This is a genomic window from Chitinophaga caseinilytica, from assembly GCF_038396765.1.
GTDB lineage: Bacteria > Bacteroidota > Bacteroidia > Chitinophagales > Chitinophagaceae > Chitinophaga > Chitinophaga caseinilytica.
Genome location: NZ_CP150096.1, coordinates 3,555,083 through 3,571,051, shown reverse-complemented (window position 1 = coordinate 3,571,051; position 15,969 = coordinate 3,555,083). Strand labels below are relative to the sequence as shown.

The 15,969-nt window shown below is 54.3% G+C and carries 13 protein-coding genes and 1 pseudogene; 7 read left to right on the top strand and 7 right to left on the bottom strand.

Annotated features, from left to right (window positions below; all coding sequences use genetic code 11):
• Window position 1 precedes the first annotated feature (1 nt).
• The 5 genes from WJU22_RS14555 to WJU22_RS14535 are packed head-to-tail and all read left to right on the top strand — an operon-like array spanning window position 2 to window position 4,518.
• Window positions 2–952: a hypothetical protein gene (locus WJU22_RS14555; RefSeq protein ID WP_341838910.1), complete on the top strand. Its 951-nt coding sequence runs from the start codon at window positions 2–4 to the stop codon at window positions 950–952.
• Window positions 953–989: 37 nt separating this feature from the next.
• Window positions 990–2,093, top strand: coding sequence for a carboxylate-amine ligase (locus WJU22_RS14550; protein WP_341838909.1), 1,104 nt, complete (start codon window positions 990–992; stop codon window positions 2,091–2,093).
• Window positions 2,094–2,103: 10 nt separating this feature from the next.
• Window positions 2,104–2,913, top strand: coding sequence for a type 1 glutamine amidotransferase (locus tag WJU22_RS14545; RefSeq protein ID WP_341838908.1), 810 nt, complete (start codon window positions 2,104–2,106; stop codon window positions 2,911–2,913).
• An 11-nt stretch (window positions 2,914–2,924) separates the two neighbouring features.
• Window positions 2,925–4,118 (top strand): hypothetical protein, encoded by a 1,194-nt coding sequence (locus WJU22_RS14540; RefSeq protein WP_341838907.1) that lies wholly within the window; start codon window positions 2,925–2,927, stop codon window positions 4,116–4,118.
• A gap of 10 nt (window positions 4,119–4,128) precedes the next feature.
• Entirely contained in the window at window positions 4,129–4,518 is a 390-nt protein-coding gene (locus tag WJU22_RS14535) for a RidA family protein (RefSeq protein ID WP_126246569.1), read from the top strand.
• 68 nt (window positions 4,519–4,586) lie between these two features.
• Here WJU22_RS14535 and WJU22_RS14530 read toward each other — a convergent pair whose 3' ends face one another.
• From WJU22_RS14530 to WJU22_RS14515, 4 genes are all read right to left on the bottom strand, one after another.
• Window positions 4,587–4,895 (bottom strand): rhodanese-like domain-containing protein, encoded by a 309-nt coding sequence (locus tag WJU22_RS14530; RefSeq protein ID WP_341838906.1) that lies wholly within the window; start codon window positions 4,893–4,895, stop codon window positions 4,587–4,589.
• Window positions 4,896–4,917: 22 nt separating this feature from the next.
• Complete coding sequence (locus WJU22_RS14525; RefSeq protein WP_341838905.1) at window positions 4,918–5,748, bottom strand: PASTA domain-containing protein; 831 nt, start codon at window positions 5,746–5,748, stop codon at window positions 4,918–4,920.
• A gap of 15 nt (window positions 5,749–5,763) precedes the next feature.
• Window positions 5,764–6,762, bottom strand: a complete 999-nt coding sequence (locus WJU22_RS14520; protein ID WP_341838904.1) for a D-alanine--D-alanine ligase — start codon at window positions 6,760–6,762, stop codon at window positions 5,764–5,766.
• Window positions 6,763–6,857: 95 nt separating this feature from the next.
• Window positions 6,858–7,205 carry a 4Fe-4S dicluster domain-containing protein gene (locus WJU22_RS14515; RefSeq protein ID WP_341838903.1) on the bottom strand — a complete coding sequence of 116 codons (348 nt, stop codon included), beginning with the start codon at window positions 7,203–7,205 and terminating at the stop codon, window positions 6,858–6,860.
• Between the two features lie 91 nt (window positions 7,206–7,296).
• On the opposite strand from WJU22_RS14515, the gene WJU22_RS14510 reads away from it, so the two are divergent.
• Window positions 7,297–8,214 (top strand): acyl-CoA reductase, encoded by a 918-nt coding sequence (locus tag WJU22_RS14510; RefSeq protein WP_341838902.1) that lies wholly within the window; start codon window positions 7,297–7,299, stop codon window positions 8,212–8,214.
• 348 nt (window positions 8,215–8,562) lie between these two features.
• Entirely contained in the window at window positions 8,563–10,092 is a 1,530-nt protein-coding gene (locus WJU22_RS14505; RefSeq protein ID WP_341838901.1) for a trypsin-like peptidase domain-containing protein, read from the top strand.
• A 377-nt stretch (window positions 10,093–10,469) separates the two neighbouring features.
• Here the strand turns inward: WJU22_RS14505 and WJU22_RS14500 are convergent, their stop codons facing one another.
• The 3 genes and pseudogenes from WJU22_RS14500 to proS form a co-directional block, all read right to left on the bottom strand.
• Complete coding sequence (locus tag WJU22_RS14500; RefSeq protein ID WP_074237512.1) at window positions 10,470–11,231, bottom strand: LytR/AlgR family response regulator transcription factor; 762 nt, start codon at window positions 11,229–11,231, stop codon at window positions 10,470–10,472.
• Window positions 11,228–14,164: a sensor histidine kinase gene (locus WJU22_RS14495; protein WP_341838900.1), complete on the bottom strand. Its 2,937-nt coding sequence runs from the start codon at window positions 14,162–14,164 to the stop codon at window positions 11,228–11,230. The genes WJU22_RS14500 and WJU22_RS14495 overlap by 4 nt, the downstream gene beginning before the upstream one ends.
• Window positions 14,165–14,192: 28 nt before the next feature.
• Window positions 14,193–15,666: pseudogene (gene proS / locus WJU22_RS27270) on the bottom strand (proline--tRNA ligase).
• Window positions 15,667–15,969 lie beyond the last annotated feature (303 nt).

Below are 15,969 nucleotides of genomic sequence, written 5' to 3'. Positions count from 1 at the left end.
GATGAAGAAAATCGGGATCCTCTACGGCCAGGAAAACACTTTCCCACAGGCGTTCATCGACCGGGTGAACCGTATCTGCGGGCCAGACGTGCTGGCCGAATCTGTCATGATCGACAAGGCCGTCCAGGGCGGCGTGGCGGAATATACCGTTGTCATAGACCGCATCTCGCACGACGTTCCTTTTTACCGCGCATGGCTCAAAGACGCCGCGCTCCGGGGAACGGCGGTGCTGAACAACCCGTTCTGGTGGTCGGCCGATGAAAAATACTTCAACAACGCCCTCGCGCTCAGTTTAGACATCCCCGTGCCCAACACGGCGCTGCTCCCCGCTTTCGTGCAGCCGGACAATACCAACGCACGATCGTTCCGCAACCTGGCGTTCCCCATGGACTGGGAAGGGATTTTCAAGTACGTGGGGTTCCCCGCTTACATGAAACCTTACGCCGGCGGCGGCTGGCGCGATGTACACTACATCTCGTCCCGCGAAGAATTCTTCGACGTCCATCAGCAAACCGGGCGGGAAACCATGATGCTGCAGGCGGAAGTGAAATGGGAGGAATATTACCGCTGCTTTTGCATCGGCGCCAGACACGTCCACATCATGCCCTACCATCCGGGCTTGCCCCATGCAGAACGGTACAACGCGAATTTCCGGCCATCTCCCGCGCTGGCGGCGCTTATCAAGGAATTCACCATTTCGCTCAACAGGATGCTGGGATATGATTTCAATACTGTGGAATTTGCCGTGCAGGACGGCGTCCCCTATGCCATCGATTTCTGCAATCCCGCTCCGGACGCTGATCCGCAATCGGTAGGCCCAAAGAACTTCGAATGGTTCCTGGAACACTCGGCCCAATACGCGCTGGAAAGGGCCATGGCGGCCCGTGAAGATGAAATGAACCTCCGATGGGGCATTTTCGTTACCGGCGCCGCGGCGCGCAATCCCGAATAATTTACGAACTTCACCTCTGGTTAACCAATCGTCACACATGAACTTTGCCGCTTTTACGCTCGGAATAGAAGAAGAATACATGGTCATGGACCCCGAAACCCGGGAACTGCGCTCCCATGAACAAAAAATCGTGGAACAGGCGCAGAAGGTCATCAAAGACAAAGTGAAGGCTGAAATGCACCAGGCCGTCGTGGAAGTAGGTACACAGATCTGCGCCAATATCGACGAAGCCTGGAGCGACGTTTGGCTCCTGCGCAAAACGATCCACGAAATCGCCGGAAACCTCGGTTTCAGCATCGGCGCTTCCGGCACCCATCCCTTTTCCAAATGGGAAAAACAGCTCATCACCGACCATCCCCGATATTTCGAACTGGTCAACGAAATGCAGGACGCCGCCCGCTCTAACCTCATCTACGGTTTGCACGTGCACGTAGGCATGGAAAACCGCGAAATGGCCATCCACATCGCCAACAGCGTCCGCTACTTCCTCCCACACGTGTTTGCGCTCAGCACGAACTCACCGTTCTGGGAAGGACGGAACACCGGGTTTAAGTCGTTCAGAACGAAGGTGTTCGATAAATTCCCCCGCACCGGCATCCCCGACTATTTCGCCAGCATCGAAGAATACGACAACTACATCAAGCTGCTCGTTAAAACCAATTGCATCGACAATGCGAAGAAAGTCTGGTGGGACCTCCGCGTGCATCCTTTCTTCAACACCGTCGAATTCCGCATTTGCGACGTGCCGCTCACCGTCCGCGAAACCATCACGCTGGCCGCGCTTTTCCAGGCGGTTTGCGTCAAAATATACAAGCTCCGCGCCCAGAACCTCAATTTCATCCTCTACAACCGTGCCCTCATTAACGAAAACAAATGGCGCGCTTCGCGGTACGGGCTGGATGGCAACCTGATCGATTTCGGGAAGGAAATGGAAGTGAACACCCGCGCCCTGATTTACGAACTGCTTGATTTCGTGGACGATGTGGTGAACGACCTCGGCACCCGCGACGTGATCACGAAGGGAACGGAGGAAATTCTTTCCGGGGGAACAGGCGCGGATAAACAGCTGAAAGTCTTCGAAGAATCCGGTAACAACTTCAATGCCGTAGTCGATTACATACAATCCCGCTTTCTGGCGTAATTTTGCAGTAATGAAAGTAGCTGTCTTAGACCTGTATGAAGGCGTTCCCAACGAGGGGATGCGCTGTATCCGGGAAATGCTCCTGCAATTTGCCGAAGCGCGCCAGATACCGTTGCAACTCAATGAGTTCGACGTTCGCGGACAAGGCAAGGTGCCCGACCTGGGGTACGACGTTTACATCAGTTCCGGCGGGCCGGGAAGCCCGGTCGACAGCGCCGGCAGCGCCTGGGAAGCCAGTTATTTCGGTTGGCTGAACGCCGTGCTGGATTGGAATCGGAAGGAAGGGCGCTCCAAAAAGCACGTTTTCCTCATTTGCCATTCGTTCCAGATCGTTTGCCGTTATTTTCAGTTGGGGGAAGTTTGCCGGCGGAAGAGCCCCGCTTTTGGCGTGTTCCCCGTCCATCTCACCGCTTCCGGAGAAAAAGAGCCCATCTTCGCTGGATTGGAAGATCCTTTTTATATCGTTGACAGTCGCCACTGGCAAGTGATCCAGCCGAACGAAGCCAACCTTGCGGCCATGGGCGCAGAAGTGCTCGCCATCGAAAAGGAAAGGCCGCATGTTCCCCTGGAAAGGGCAACCATGGCCATCCGATTCAATCCTTATATGATCGGGACGCAATTCCACCCTGAGGCCGATGCCGAAGGGATGCACAAATACCTCCGCCAGCCCGCCTGCCGCAAACGCGTTGTGGGCGATCATGGCGAAGAGAAATACGAAAACATGCTGGAACTGTTGCAACAGCCAGACAAGATCCTGCGCACGCACGATACCTTGCTGCCCAACTTCCTCGAAACGGCGCTGCAATACCAGCATACCTAAAACGAATCATCATGATCCCCGATATCCGCCTCGCCTATAACCAATCGTATTCACCGGCCCAATACCAGGCGCTGCTGTCGGACCTCAAGGCATCCACGGGCGTGGAGCCTGCGTTCCGCATCGCGGAAACCCCGGTTTTTGTGCCGCGCCTGCTGACCGAACGCCTCCTCGAAGCCGGGGACGCCGTTGTGAAAGTGATCATGCGGCCGGATATCAAAACCCTCACGGCCGGGGCGATCCCGAAAACTTATAACGTGCCCGGCGAAAACGCGCGGCCGCAATTCATCATCGTGGATTTCGCCGTAACGCGGGCAGACGATGGCTCCCTCACGCCAAAACTCATCGAGCTGCAGGGGTTCCCTAGCCTGTTCGGGTTCCAGGAACAACTCGCTGCCGCATACCGGCGGCACCTGAACGTACCTTCGGGATTGGAGAACCTGGGCAAAGGGCTCACTTCCGCCTCCTACCGCGACCTCCTCCGCCGCACCATCGTCGGAAACCGGCCGGCCGGAGAAACGATTTTGCTGGAAGTGCTGCCCCTGCAACAGAAGACCCTCATCGATTTTGCGGTGACGGAAGCGATGCTCGGCATCCCGGTGGTGTGTGTCTCCGAGTTAAAACAGTCGGGCCGTGAGCTGTATTTCGAACGCGATGGAAAGAAGCGCCCCATCAGCCGGATCTACAACCGTGTCATTTTCGAAGACCTCGAAAAGATGCGGCCACAACTGGGCAACCCCATCGATCTGCGGCAGGATTTCGACGTGGAATGGGCGCCGCACCCCAACTGGTATTACCGCATCAGTAAATACCTGTTGCCGCACATCAGCGGCCCATTTGCCCCGCGGGCCTGGTTTTTGGACGAAATCCCCGTGTTGCCGCAGCAGTTGGACCAGTTTGTGCTGAAACCCCTGTTTTCCTTCGCCGGTCAGGGCGTCATCATCGACCCCACACCCGAAGACCTGGAAAAGATCGCCGATCCCGGCAACTGGATTTTGCAGGAAAAAGTGACGTACGCACCGGCGGTAGAAACGCCGACCGGCCCGGCCAAATGCGAGATCAGGCTCATGTATTGCTGGCCGGAAGACGCGCCGGCTCCCATCCTCGCCCATAACCTGGCCAGGCTGAGCAAGGGCAAAATGATCGGTGTGAGCTTCAACGATTCGCAGGATTGGGTGGGCGGAAGCAGTGCTTTCTTCGAATACTAAAAACTACGATATGCAACGACTCAACATTAGTTCCGGCGCTCCATGGGAGGCCAAAGTAGGCTATTCCCGTGCCGTCCGGATCGGTAATGTGGTGGAGGTTTCAGGGACGGTTTCGCAGGACGGGGACAAAGTCATTGGCCTGGGCGATCCTTACGAACAGGCAAAACACGCGCTGGCCAAGATCGAAGCCGCGCTCGTGAAAGCAGGCGCTTCGCTGCACGATGTGGTGCGTACGCGTATGTTCGTGACAGATATATCGAAATGGGAAGAGATCGGCCGTGCGCACGGGGAGTTTTTTGGCGGCATCCGGCCGGTTACGACCATGGTGGAGGTGAAAGCCCTCATCCACCCCGACCTCCTCGTCGAAATCGAGGCTACGGCCATCGTTCCCGTGAAATGACGCATCCGGGCATAAAAAAAGCCGGATGCGCGATGCATCCGGCCGGGGGCATGTGTGCCCGAAATCTCTTAGGCCCCGAAAGTTTCCTGCCATTTCAGCATTCCACCTACCAGGTTTTTTACGTTGGAGAAGCCCATGGTTTCGAGGATCATGGCTGCCTGCCCGCTGCGGTTGCCGCTGCGGCAATACACGATCACTTCTTCGTCTTTCAGCGGTTCGATCTCGTCTACCTGCATCGCGCGGATATCGCCGAGGGGAACGAGGGTGCCGCCGATGTTGAACTCGGCGTTCTCATGCGGTTCGCGCACGTCTACCAGGTTCAGCTTTTCGCCGCTGTCGATACGTTTTTTCAGGTCTTCTGCAGTAATATTTTCCATTGTTGGTTTTTTACAAAGTTAATTAATCTTCGGATGCAGGCTGTGCCGGCGGCGGTACGGCCGTTGAATCCGTCACGGGTTTGGTGGCAGACAGCCACAGGTCCACGCTTTCGCCGGCACGGATGAGGTTCAGCTCGCCCAGTCCATTGCGCCGCGCGGGCGACTGCCGGTACACGAATGCGCCGAGGGTGTCTGTCACGGCGCCATCTATAAGCACGGTGCCGATAATGAGGTTGCTGGCGGCGAGCACTTCGCGGGCTTCCATATACGTCATGCCCACGGTTTCAGGCACGGGGTTCTCCATGCTGCCGGTACCACTGGAAAGCACGAGGGTGATATTGCTGCCCTCGGGGATTTCGGTGCCCGGCTTGATGGGCTTGCCGTGCAGGAGTTGTTCCAGTACGGTGTTGGTAGCGAAGTCGGGGCGATAGATGGTATCGCCGATATTGAGCCTGCGGGCGCGGAGCGTCATTTCGGCACTGCGGTAGGTCAAACCTTCGAGATCGGGCATGGGCACCATGGGCGGCACCACTTTATTCACCGTGAGGTAAATGGTGCGGTGGCTTTTCACGACGTCTCCCCGCTCGGGGGTCTGCTCATACACGAGCAACGCCCGCATGGTATCGATATATATGGAGTCGCGCACCTCTACGTCGAAGCCGAGCGCTTCCAGCGACTTGGTGGCATCTTCGATGCTTTTGCCCCGAACGTCGGGAACGGTCACTTCTTCGCCGTGGCGGGTGAGGAAACCGAGGGATAGGAAGAAAATCACGCCCAGTACGATGATCAGGCCGCCGATTACCAGCAGATTGAACCAGAACGAGCGTTTCGTTATATTATCGAACATTTTCATATTAGCAAAGTATGCTTATTTATTAACAGCAGCAAGGCACTCTTCAATAAGTATGCCGTAAAACTCGCGCAAAGTCATGCCTGCGGCGCGAACCTGCTGAGGCACGAGGCTGTTTTCGCTCTGGCCGGGCATGGTATTCACTTCCAGGAAATAGACGTCGTTCGTCCCTTCTTCGAGGATGAAATCTGCCCGCGCGATGCCTTTGCAGTTGAGGCGGTTGTACAGCTCCTGGGCTACCTGGCGGATGTGGGCCGCGGCTTCTTCGGGGATTTCGGCCGGCGTCACTTCATTCGTCACCCCGGGCGTATATTTGGCTTCGTAGTCGAAAAACTCTTTGCTGGAGCGGATTTCCGTGAGCGGGAGCACCTGCAGTTGGCCGTTTTTCCGGAATACGCCGCAGGTCACTTCCGTGCCTTTGATGAATTCTTCGATGAGCACCTGGCTATCTTCCTTAAATGCTTTCTGGATGGCTTCGTCCAGATCTTCCGCATGGTTCACCTTGCTCATGCCGATGCTGCTGCCCCCTTCTGCCGGTTTCACGAACACGGGCAGGCGCAGGTAGCTGAGGATGGCGGCGGGGAAATAGGGCTGATCGCGGAAAATATGGTAAGACTTGCTCACTTTTACCACGCCGAGCGCGGCCACCACCTTGTTGCAGTAGCTTTTATTGAAGGTGAGCGCGGAAGTGACCATTCCGCAGCTGGTGAAGGGAATGCCAAGCATTTCGAAGTAGCCCTGGAGGCGGCCGTCTTCACCGGGCGTACCGTGGATGCCGATAAACACGGCGTCGAACCGGATGTGGCCTTCGGCGGTATGGAGCGAAAAATCGTTCTTGTCCACTTCCACGATGGTGTTGTCGGGCGCGGTATATGTCCACCCGTCGCGGGTGATGATGATTTTATAAACGTTGTAAAGGGCGGGATCGATGTTGCGTTCGATCACGGCGGCGCTTTGGACGGAGATCACATATTCCCCGGAATAGCCGCCCGCAACGAGGGCGATGTTTTTCTTCATAGTTCGGCAAAATAACAAAAAAGGAAGGCCCAACGTACGCTGATCCTTCCTTTTTCAAGATTATTTCAATGAAATATATCGGTTTGACGGGGAAACTACAGGTGCAGCTTGGCTTTCTTGGCCATGAGCTCGTCTACCGTTTCCTGGTACATTTCGTCGGGCACGCAGCAATCTACCGGGCAAACGGCAGCGCACTGGGGCTCTTCGTGGAAGCCCTGGCACTCGGTGCATTTATTGGGAACGATAAAATACGTGTCTACCGAAATCGGTGCATTCCGCTGGTCGGCGTCCATTTCGGAGCCGTCCATCAAAGTATAGCTTCCTTTTACCGTGGTACCGTCAGCAAGCGCCCATTCCACGCCGCCTTCGTAAATAGCGTTATTCGGGCATTCGGGTTCACAAGCTCCGCAGTTGATACATTCATCCGTTATCTTAATTGCCATATTGTAAACTTTTTGTTTAGGATGTAAGCCATTAATTTTGCTCCAAAAATAAAATATCTTCAAATCAAATACTCAATTTATTTTCCCGGAGATGAATGTAACAAATAAAATCACCCTATTGGAGCGCCTCGGTGCTTATCTGAACGGACAGGGGACGGACGAAGAGCGCGAGGAACTCCGTTTGGTCAAGGAAAAAGCGTTTCGCCAAAACGGGTGGTTCATCCCGGAATTCGTGGACCTGGCTGTTGGCCAGATCGCGGACAATTTCCTCCGCCGCCCCCTGCTGGAAGCCTGGGTGGCGCAATATCCGGGCTTCGGGGAGCCGAAAGCCCCCAAAACCGTGGGCATCGTGGCCGCGGGGAACATCCCGCTCGTAGGGTTCCACGACTGGCTCACGGGCTTCCTTTCCGGCCATCGCATCAAACTGAAACTGTCTTCCAAAGACGCCGTGCTGCTCCCCCACCTCATCGGCAAGATCGCGGAATGGTCCCCCGAAGCCGGTGAACTTACTTCCATCCAGGACGTCCTCAAAGACTGCGACGCCTACATCGCCACCGGCAGCAACAATTCCGCCCGTTATTTCGAATTTTATTTCTCCAAATACCCCCACATCATCCGCCGCAACCGCACGTCCGTAGCCGTGCTTACCGGCGCCGAAACGCCCGCCCAGCTGGAATCCCTGGCAGACGATGCCCTCCTCTATTTCGGGCTGGGATGCCGCAACGTCACCAAAGTGCTCGTGCCGGAAGGGTACGATTTCGAGCCGCTCATGATCGCCTTCAAAAAATACGACTGGCTCATGGACAATCATAAATACAAGAACAATTACGATTATAACCTCGCGCTGCTGCTGCTCAACAACGCGCCGTTCAAAACGAACGACAACCTGTTGCTGCACGAGAACGAATCCGTTTTCTCCCCCTCAGCGTGCTCCATTACGGCATGTACCGCAACCGCGGGGAACTCGAAGCCCAACTGGCCGAAAATGCTGACCTGCAGTGCATTGTAGCAGCAGACCGCATCGCGTTCGGGCAAGCCCAGGCGCCCCGCCTCACCGATTATGCAGACGGTGTAGACACCGCCGCTTTCTTCACCGCATTGTAAGCCCGCGCTTACATGAGCGGTTAACAAATTGTCACATCTTATTGTTAATTTGACAGGCACTGTTCCACCTATGGCAGTGCCTGTTTTCATTCCCGCCGGCGGTTTTAACGTTTGACCTAAAAAACTGTTAAATACTTCCGTGTTATAACATTCAACGGCCATCTGCCGTTACATTTGTAGAACAGGGCATGTAAATTGATGAGGTACAGCCGTAGGAAATACCAACATTTTAACCCTTAAAACCAGTACCTGTATGAAATTTTCGCATGTCGCAGGGACCGTTCTTATCAGCGCGGCTACTGCAATTGCCAGTATATATGTGTACAGCAAATATTTCCAGCCGAAAAGCATGGGACTGTACCAAAACGGGTCGGACACCGTGCCGGCCAATTACGTCGATTACAGACCGGGCTCCGCGGGCAGCAATGCCCTCACACCGCCGACGGACTTTACGCAGGCGGCGCGTATCGGGACACCCGGCGTAGTACATATTAAAACGAAGATCAATCCCCGGCAGCTGGGCAACAATCTGCAAAAAAGGCGCAGCCTGCTGGAAGAATTCTTCGGCGAACAATTCGAAGACAATAGCCGCCAATACTATTCGCCACCGCAAATGGCTTCCGGTTCCGGCGTGCTCATCTCGGACGACGGCTACATCGTGACCAATAATCACGTGGTAGACGATGCAGACGAAATCTCCGTGACGCTGAGCAATAACAAGACATTTACCGCCAAGGTGGTGGGGACGGACCCCAGTACCGACCTGGCCGTGATAAAAATAAGTGCGACGGGCCTTCCCTACCTGCTCTACGGCAATTCTGACGACGTGCAGGTGGGCCACTGGGTGCTGGCCGTAGGCTATCCGCTCAACCTCGAAACCACCGTAACGGCGGGCATCGTGAGCGCGAAAAGCCGCAGCATCGGGATCAACCGGCGGAACAGCCGCAACGCCATCGAGTCGTTCATCCAGACGGATGCGCCCGTGAACCAGGGCAACTCCGGCGGCGCGCTGATCAATACGGCCGGCGAACTGATCGGGATCAACTCGGCCATCGCTTCGCCTACCGGGGCTTACGCAGGGTACTCCTACGCCATCCCAGTGAACCTGGTGAAGAAAGTGGTGAACGATATCATGAAGTTCGGGAACGTGCAACGCGCCTACCTGGGCATCGAGTACAAAGATCCCAACACGATGACCGATCAGGAATTGAAAGAAAATGGGATGACGCGCGACATGGCCGGCATCAAGGTGCTGGGCGTCGCACAAGGCGGTGCCGCTGCAGCAGCAGGGCTCAAAGTCGGCGACATAGTTACGAAGATCAACGGCGTTTCTACGGCCTCCATCCCCGAGCTGATGGAACAGCTGAGCCGTTACAAGCCGGGCGACAAAGTGACGGTCAACTATCAGCGCGCAGATAAAGAATTAATGGCCAACGCCCTCCTAAAAAACCTGGACGGCAATACCGACATCGTGAAACTGAGCGTAATTGATCATTTGGGGGCAGACGTAGCGCCGCTGACCAGAGACGCGGCCACCAAATTAGGGATCGACGGCGGACTCGTGGTAACAAATATCGGAAGCGGACTTATCAAGAAACAGACGAATATGAAGCCTGAATTCGTTATTCTGAAGGCAGGCAGTACAGCGATCAAGTCTACCGACGATCTTAAGCGTGCGCTGGATGGCAAGAAATCGGTGCGGCTGGAAGGATTTTACATCCGCGACCGCTATTCGAACATATATTATTACGACCTGGACCTTTCCGGAGGTACCTCGTTCTAGGAGGATATTTTACGTGTTTTCATATAGGTTTTATAGGTTAGGATTAAAGGCTTCCCGTTTTCGGGAGGCCTTTTTCATACATTTTGTTTACTAATTTGTTACGAATAAGTATTTTTTAATGTATTATTATATTACATTCTTTATCATCTGATTATCAGTTAATATAATAGAAAAAGCCCTCCGGAAACGGAGGGCTTTTTGATGGCCGTGCTGGTAAAGAGCTTACAAACATGACCATATATCCTATGAAAACCCTACACCGAATGTAGGATTATAAATCATACAGGCCCCGTTACGTTTGGTAAACGCTGGAAACGGGTTCGGCAACGGCCATAAAGTATCGGTGAAAAAAGAAGCCCCTTTGCAGGGGCGGCGTTTCAGAGGTTGATCACTCCTTTGAGCTGGGTGAAAAACTCGTCTTTTTTGCGGGAAGAGATCGGGATGTTCTTCTGATCGCTCATAATAACGGCGGTACCCAGGCCCTTGATGATCTTCACGATGTGGTGGATGTTGATCAGGAAGGATTTATGGACGCGATAGAACCCCTTGTCAGACAACATCTCTTCATACTCCTTGAGGGATTTGGAAATGAGATGGCTGACGTTGTTGATCAGCTGGATCTTCGTATAGCTGTCGAACGCTTCGCAGTAAATAATGTCTTTCAGATCGATGACGTTATACCCGTCGTTCACGGGGATCACGATCTTCGAGAAGGCGTTATCGTTATTCTTGACGTAATCTTTGAGGATAGACGCCAGTTCGTTCAGCCGTCCCTTTTTGCTGCGCTTCACTTTTTCCAATGCGTCTTCCACCTCACTCACCTTGATCGGTTTGAGGAGATAGTCGAGGGCGGCGAACTTGATGGCTTGCAGTGCGTACTCCTGGAATGCCGTGATAAATATCACTTCAAAATTGAGTACAGGGAACATTTCCAGCAGCTGAAAACCGTTATGAGGGGGCATTTCAATATCCAGAAAGAGAACGTCGATGGGGTTGTTCTTGATCATCTCCGCGGCTTCATGGATATTTTGTGCTTCGCCAATAACTTTTACATCCTTGCAATAGTTTTCCAAAATATTACGCAGGATATGAATGTTGCGGACCTCGTCGTCTACAATGGCAGCTTTTATTATACTCATAACATCTTTACAATGGGAATGAGGATTTCGACCAAGGTACCTGCCTTGTTGCCGAATCCAGAGTTAAATTTATCAATTATTTCCAACTTTCCAACGCTTCCATTAAAAGATTTGATAATCTGCAGCCTTTCACGGATCACGCTCAACGCCGTGGATTCGTGTTTGGTGAGCTTACCGGTCTTAATGCTGTTGGCATGTTCCCAACCGATACCATCGTCGTCCACCGCGCAATACAGCAGATCTCCCTGCAGCTCCAGCCGCACCAGCAGGTGCCCGCTCCCGTTCTTCGGCGCCAGCCCGTGCTTGATGGCATTCTCCAGGATCGGCTGTATGAGCATGGGCGGGATGTAGATCGTATATTCCTTCAGCTCCTGGCTCATGTCGAACTTATATTCGAAAGAATTGGCGAAGCGGATTTTCTCCAGCTCGATGTAGCGCGTCAGGAAAGCGATCTCGTCTTCCAGCGAAATATAGGATTTGCGGGAATTATTCAGCATTTGCCGCATGAGCGTCGCGAAATCGGCCAGGAAGTTCAGCGCCTGCTTTTCTTCCTTCTCCAGGATGAGATGCTGCACGGAATTCAGCGAATTGAAGATGAAATGCGGGTTCATCTGGTTGGTAAGCGCCTTGGCCTCGAGCTCGGCTATACGCCGGTTGTACTCCGTCTTCCGCCGCTCGCCCCCCTTGATCCGCGCCACAATGTACCGCAGCACGAGCAAAATGGCCATGATGCCCAATAATACGAGCACGCCCCTCGCCCACCATTCCTGGTACCACCGCGGCAAAATGGAAATGCGCAGCACCACGGGCTTGCTCCAGCCACTCTTGTATTTCCGCGCACGGATCAACAGCGTGTAGTCACCCGGCTGCAGCTTGGGATAAGGCACGATGTTGCTCATCGTCGTCACCCATCCGGAAGCCGTATCGTTCGAAAAATTATATTGATATTCCACCAGATCGGGCAAATCATACGCGATTGCGCCGAATTCCACTTCAAAAGTGCTGCTCCATTCGTACAAATGCTGGAAATACGGCCCGGGGATCCATGCGCTGTCGCCATACCGGATCGAATTGAGGTACACCGTCGGCGGAACGGTATCTACCGGGATATGGTCCCGCGAGAAATAACAAAGCCCGTTAGACGTGGCCACGTACAGCGTATCGCCGGCATGACTGATCCCGCGGATGTCGTCGCTCATGAGCCCGTCGTTCGACGTCAGATTGCGCAGCAGCGTGCGGGTGCGGGTATCGATGATCGACAAACCCTTATTGGTAGCCACATACAGCCTTCCGTTCCCGTCATAATACAGCTGCTGGCAGATATCGCTTACCAAATGATCGGAAGTCCGGAAATGACGGACCACTTCATTATCCTTCAGCACAAAAATCCCCTGGTCGCTCGTTCCCACCCACAAATAACCGTTGATCCATTGCAGGTCTTTTATGCTCTGACTGAGCCGCGGATCGTCCTGCACCGGCACAGGAAATGCCGTGTTCCTGCCGAAAAACAGCCCGGAGCTCGTTCCCAGGTAATAACTGCTGTCGCTCACGGAAGCGATGGAGTTGACCTGGGTTTCCAGCGGCGAAAGGTCGAGGCTCCGCCCGTCTGTCCCGAAAGCGAGCCGGTTGCGGCTCACCACGCGGAGTTTCCCGTCCGGCGTGAAATCCATGTCTTTGATATTACGCATCCGCAGCGCCGGTTTCGGTGCGGAGCCGCCGGGCGCGTAATTAAAGACGATATTGTCTGTCGCGATCACCAGTTCGTTCGACCCCGGCTGCGCCATAATGCCCAGCACGGAATTGCGGCCGCCGGTAGAATCCAGCTCGAACCTGCGAATGTTCCCGTCTGGCGTCATCACGTTCAGCATGCCCGCGTTTTCGCCGATATACAACAGCCCGTTCCGCTTGTCTTTGAACACACTGTACACGGAATGGGAATATAAACCGTTGGTATTGTCGAGGTAAGCGAAATAGAAATGCTTGAACGGGATATGATACACGCCGTCGCCGAAAGTGGTGATCCAGGTATTGCCGTCGCGGTCGTGGAGGATAGACGTGATGAAGTGATTGTTCAGCAGTTTGCTGAGCTTGCGTTCGCCCTTGAAAAAGTCGCGGATGAGGTACAAAGCGCGCGGCGTGCCGATCCAGAGGTTGTCGCCGTCGATGCTCATGCTGCTGATCTCTTCGCGGATGCCCCATTCCGAACCGGAAAAGAAGGGCATAATGTCTTGTGGGGTGTAGGAATAAAGGGTGTTACCGGTGATGATGACCGGATTGTTTTGAATCCGCTCCGCAAATCGCTGATTGCCAAGGGAAAAGGGCGGGGCGATGAAGATTTTTTGTTGGACGTTGTTGCTGTCTTTCACACCGCCCAGGTTGAAATACCGTTGCAGGGGGTGGAAAACGCTGTCTTTGCTGAGAATGCTCATGACGTCCATGGAGCTGGCGCCGAGCTTGTCGTACACCGTTTTGCGGCCGTTATACTGAATGATGCGGCCGGCGGAGTTGAGGAACCAGATGGTGCGGGCGCGGTCTTCGAACGCGTACTGGACGTAATGGCTGCGGCTGTTGTAGCTGAGGGTGGAATCGGTGTCTTCGTTGTGGACGGCGTGGTTTTGGAAGAACGAGAGTTTGCCGTTGCTGGTGAAGAACCAGATGCGGCCGCGGCTGTCTGCCGCGAGTTTCACGACGTCGTTATCTGTCAGGCCGTCCTTTTTGGTATAGTTCCGGAAGCGTTTGCCGTCGAATTTGCTGACGCCGGTGGGCGTGGCAAACCAGATGAACCCTTCAAGGTCCTGGACGGCGCTGTAGACCGTAGCGTTGGCAAGCCCATCCTTCACATTATAATTGCGGATGACCAGGCCCTGCGCGGACCCCATGAGGGGGCCGGCCAGGCAGGCCAGCAGCAATATTATGTAACGGATGGCTTGCATCAACGGCAATTAACGGCTTTTTACTTGATTAATATGCTCTAGCGAACAACACCCTTTCTTTGGAGGGTTTTCCGGTGAGGATGCAGGTGCCTGCTTCCTGGGGGTTGTTCAGCGGAATACAACGGATCGTGGCTTTGGTGCGCTCCTTGATGGCGGCTTCCGTTTCGGCGGTGCCGTCCCAGTGGGCGGAAATGAACCCGGTTTTTTCATCGAGCAGTTGCTCGAATTCTTCCCAGGTGTCCGCTTTGGTGATATGGGATTCGCGGTATTCCAGCGCCTTTTTGAACATGCCGTCCTGGATCTCGGTGAGGAGGGCGGAGATGTGCTGTGCGAGGCCGTCGAGGGATTCGGAGGATTTGGTCTTCGTATCGCGGCGGGCCACTTCGGCTACGTTGTTTTCGATATCGCGGGCGCCGATGGCGATGCGCACGGGTACGCCTTTCATTTCGTACTCGGCGAATTTCCATCCGGGGCGGTTGTTGTCGGAATCGTCGTATTTCACACGGATGCCGAGGGCTTTGAGCTCTTTTACGATGCCTTCCACCTTGGCGTCGATCCCGGCTTTCTGGTCGGCGCCTTTATAAATGGGCACGATCACGACCTGGAGGGGGGCGATGCGGGGGAAGGATGAGGCCATCGTCGTCGCTGTGCGCCATTACGAGCGCGCCTACGAGGCGGGTAGACACGCCCCAGGACGTTGCCCAAACGTATTCCAGTTTGTTTTCCTTGTTGGAGAACTGCACGTCGAACGCTTTGGCGAAGTTTTGTCCGAGGAAGTGGGATGTACCGGCCTGGAGGGCTTTACCATCCTGCATGAGGGCTTCGATGCAATAGGTGTCTACTGCGCCGGCGAAGCGTTCCGAGGGGGATTTCACGCCTTTGATAACGGGAACGGCCATGTAATTCTCCACGAAATCGGCATAAACTTCGAGCATCTGGCGGGTTTCTGCCACGGCTTCTTCGGCGGTGGCGTGGGCGGTGTGCCCTTCCTGCCAGAGGAATTCGGCGGTGCGGAGGAACAGGCGGGTGCGCATTTCCCAGCGGACTACGTTGGCCCATTGGTTGACGAGGATGGGGAGGTCGCGGTACGACTGGATCCAGTCTTTATATGTGTTCCAGATGATAGTTTCGGAAGTGGGGCGCACGATCAGTTCTTCTTCCAGTTTGGCATCCGGGTCAACGATCACGCCGCCGTTCACGGGGTCGTTTTTCAGGCGGTAATGGGTGACCACGGCGCATTCCTTGGCGAAGCCTTCCACGTGGGCGGCCTCCTTGCTGAGGAAGGATTTGGGGATGAAAAGCGGGAAATACGCGTTCTGATGGCCGGTTTCCTTGAACATACGGTCCAGCTCGTCCCGCATGTTTTCCCAAAGCGCGAAGCCGTAGGGCTTGATGACCATGCAGCCACGAACGGCGGAGTAATCCGCCAGTCCGCCTTTCAGCACCAGGTCGTTGTACCATTGCGCGTAATCCTGTGATCGGGCAGTAATCTCTTTACTCATATTATATTTTTTCTTTTTCCGTTTCCCCCGGAAAGATTTTGATGGAAAACCTTGATAGTCAGACGTTTGCCTTAAGCTCACCGCCGCTCGTCCTGCCGGGTTGCCATTCGCCCCAAAAGGGTTTGAAAAGGGCTTCCCTACACAATAAACTGGCGTAATATTTGTTCTAATATTAATACGGAAACGCCACAGACCTCGCAGGAAATGTCAAACCGGTTCCCGGGTGTGCGAAGATAATAAAACGGCCGGTGCGTGTAACCCATCAACGATAAAATTCGTTTAAATTGAGTAAATTTACATTGT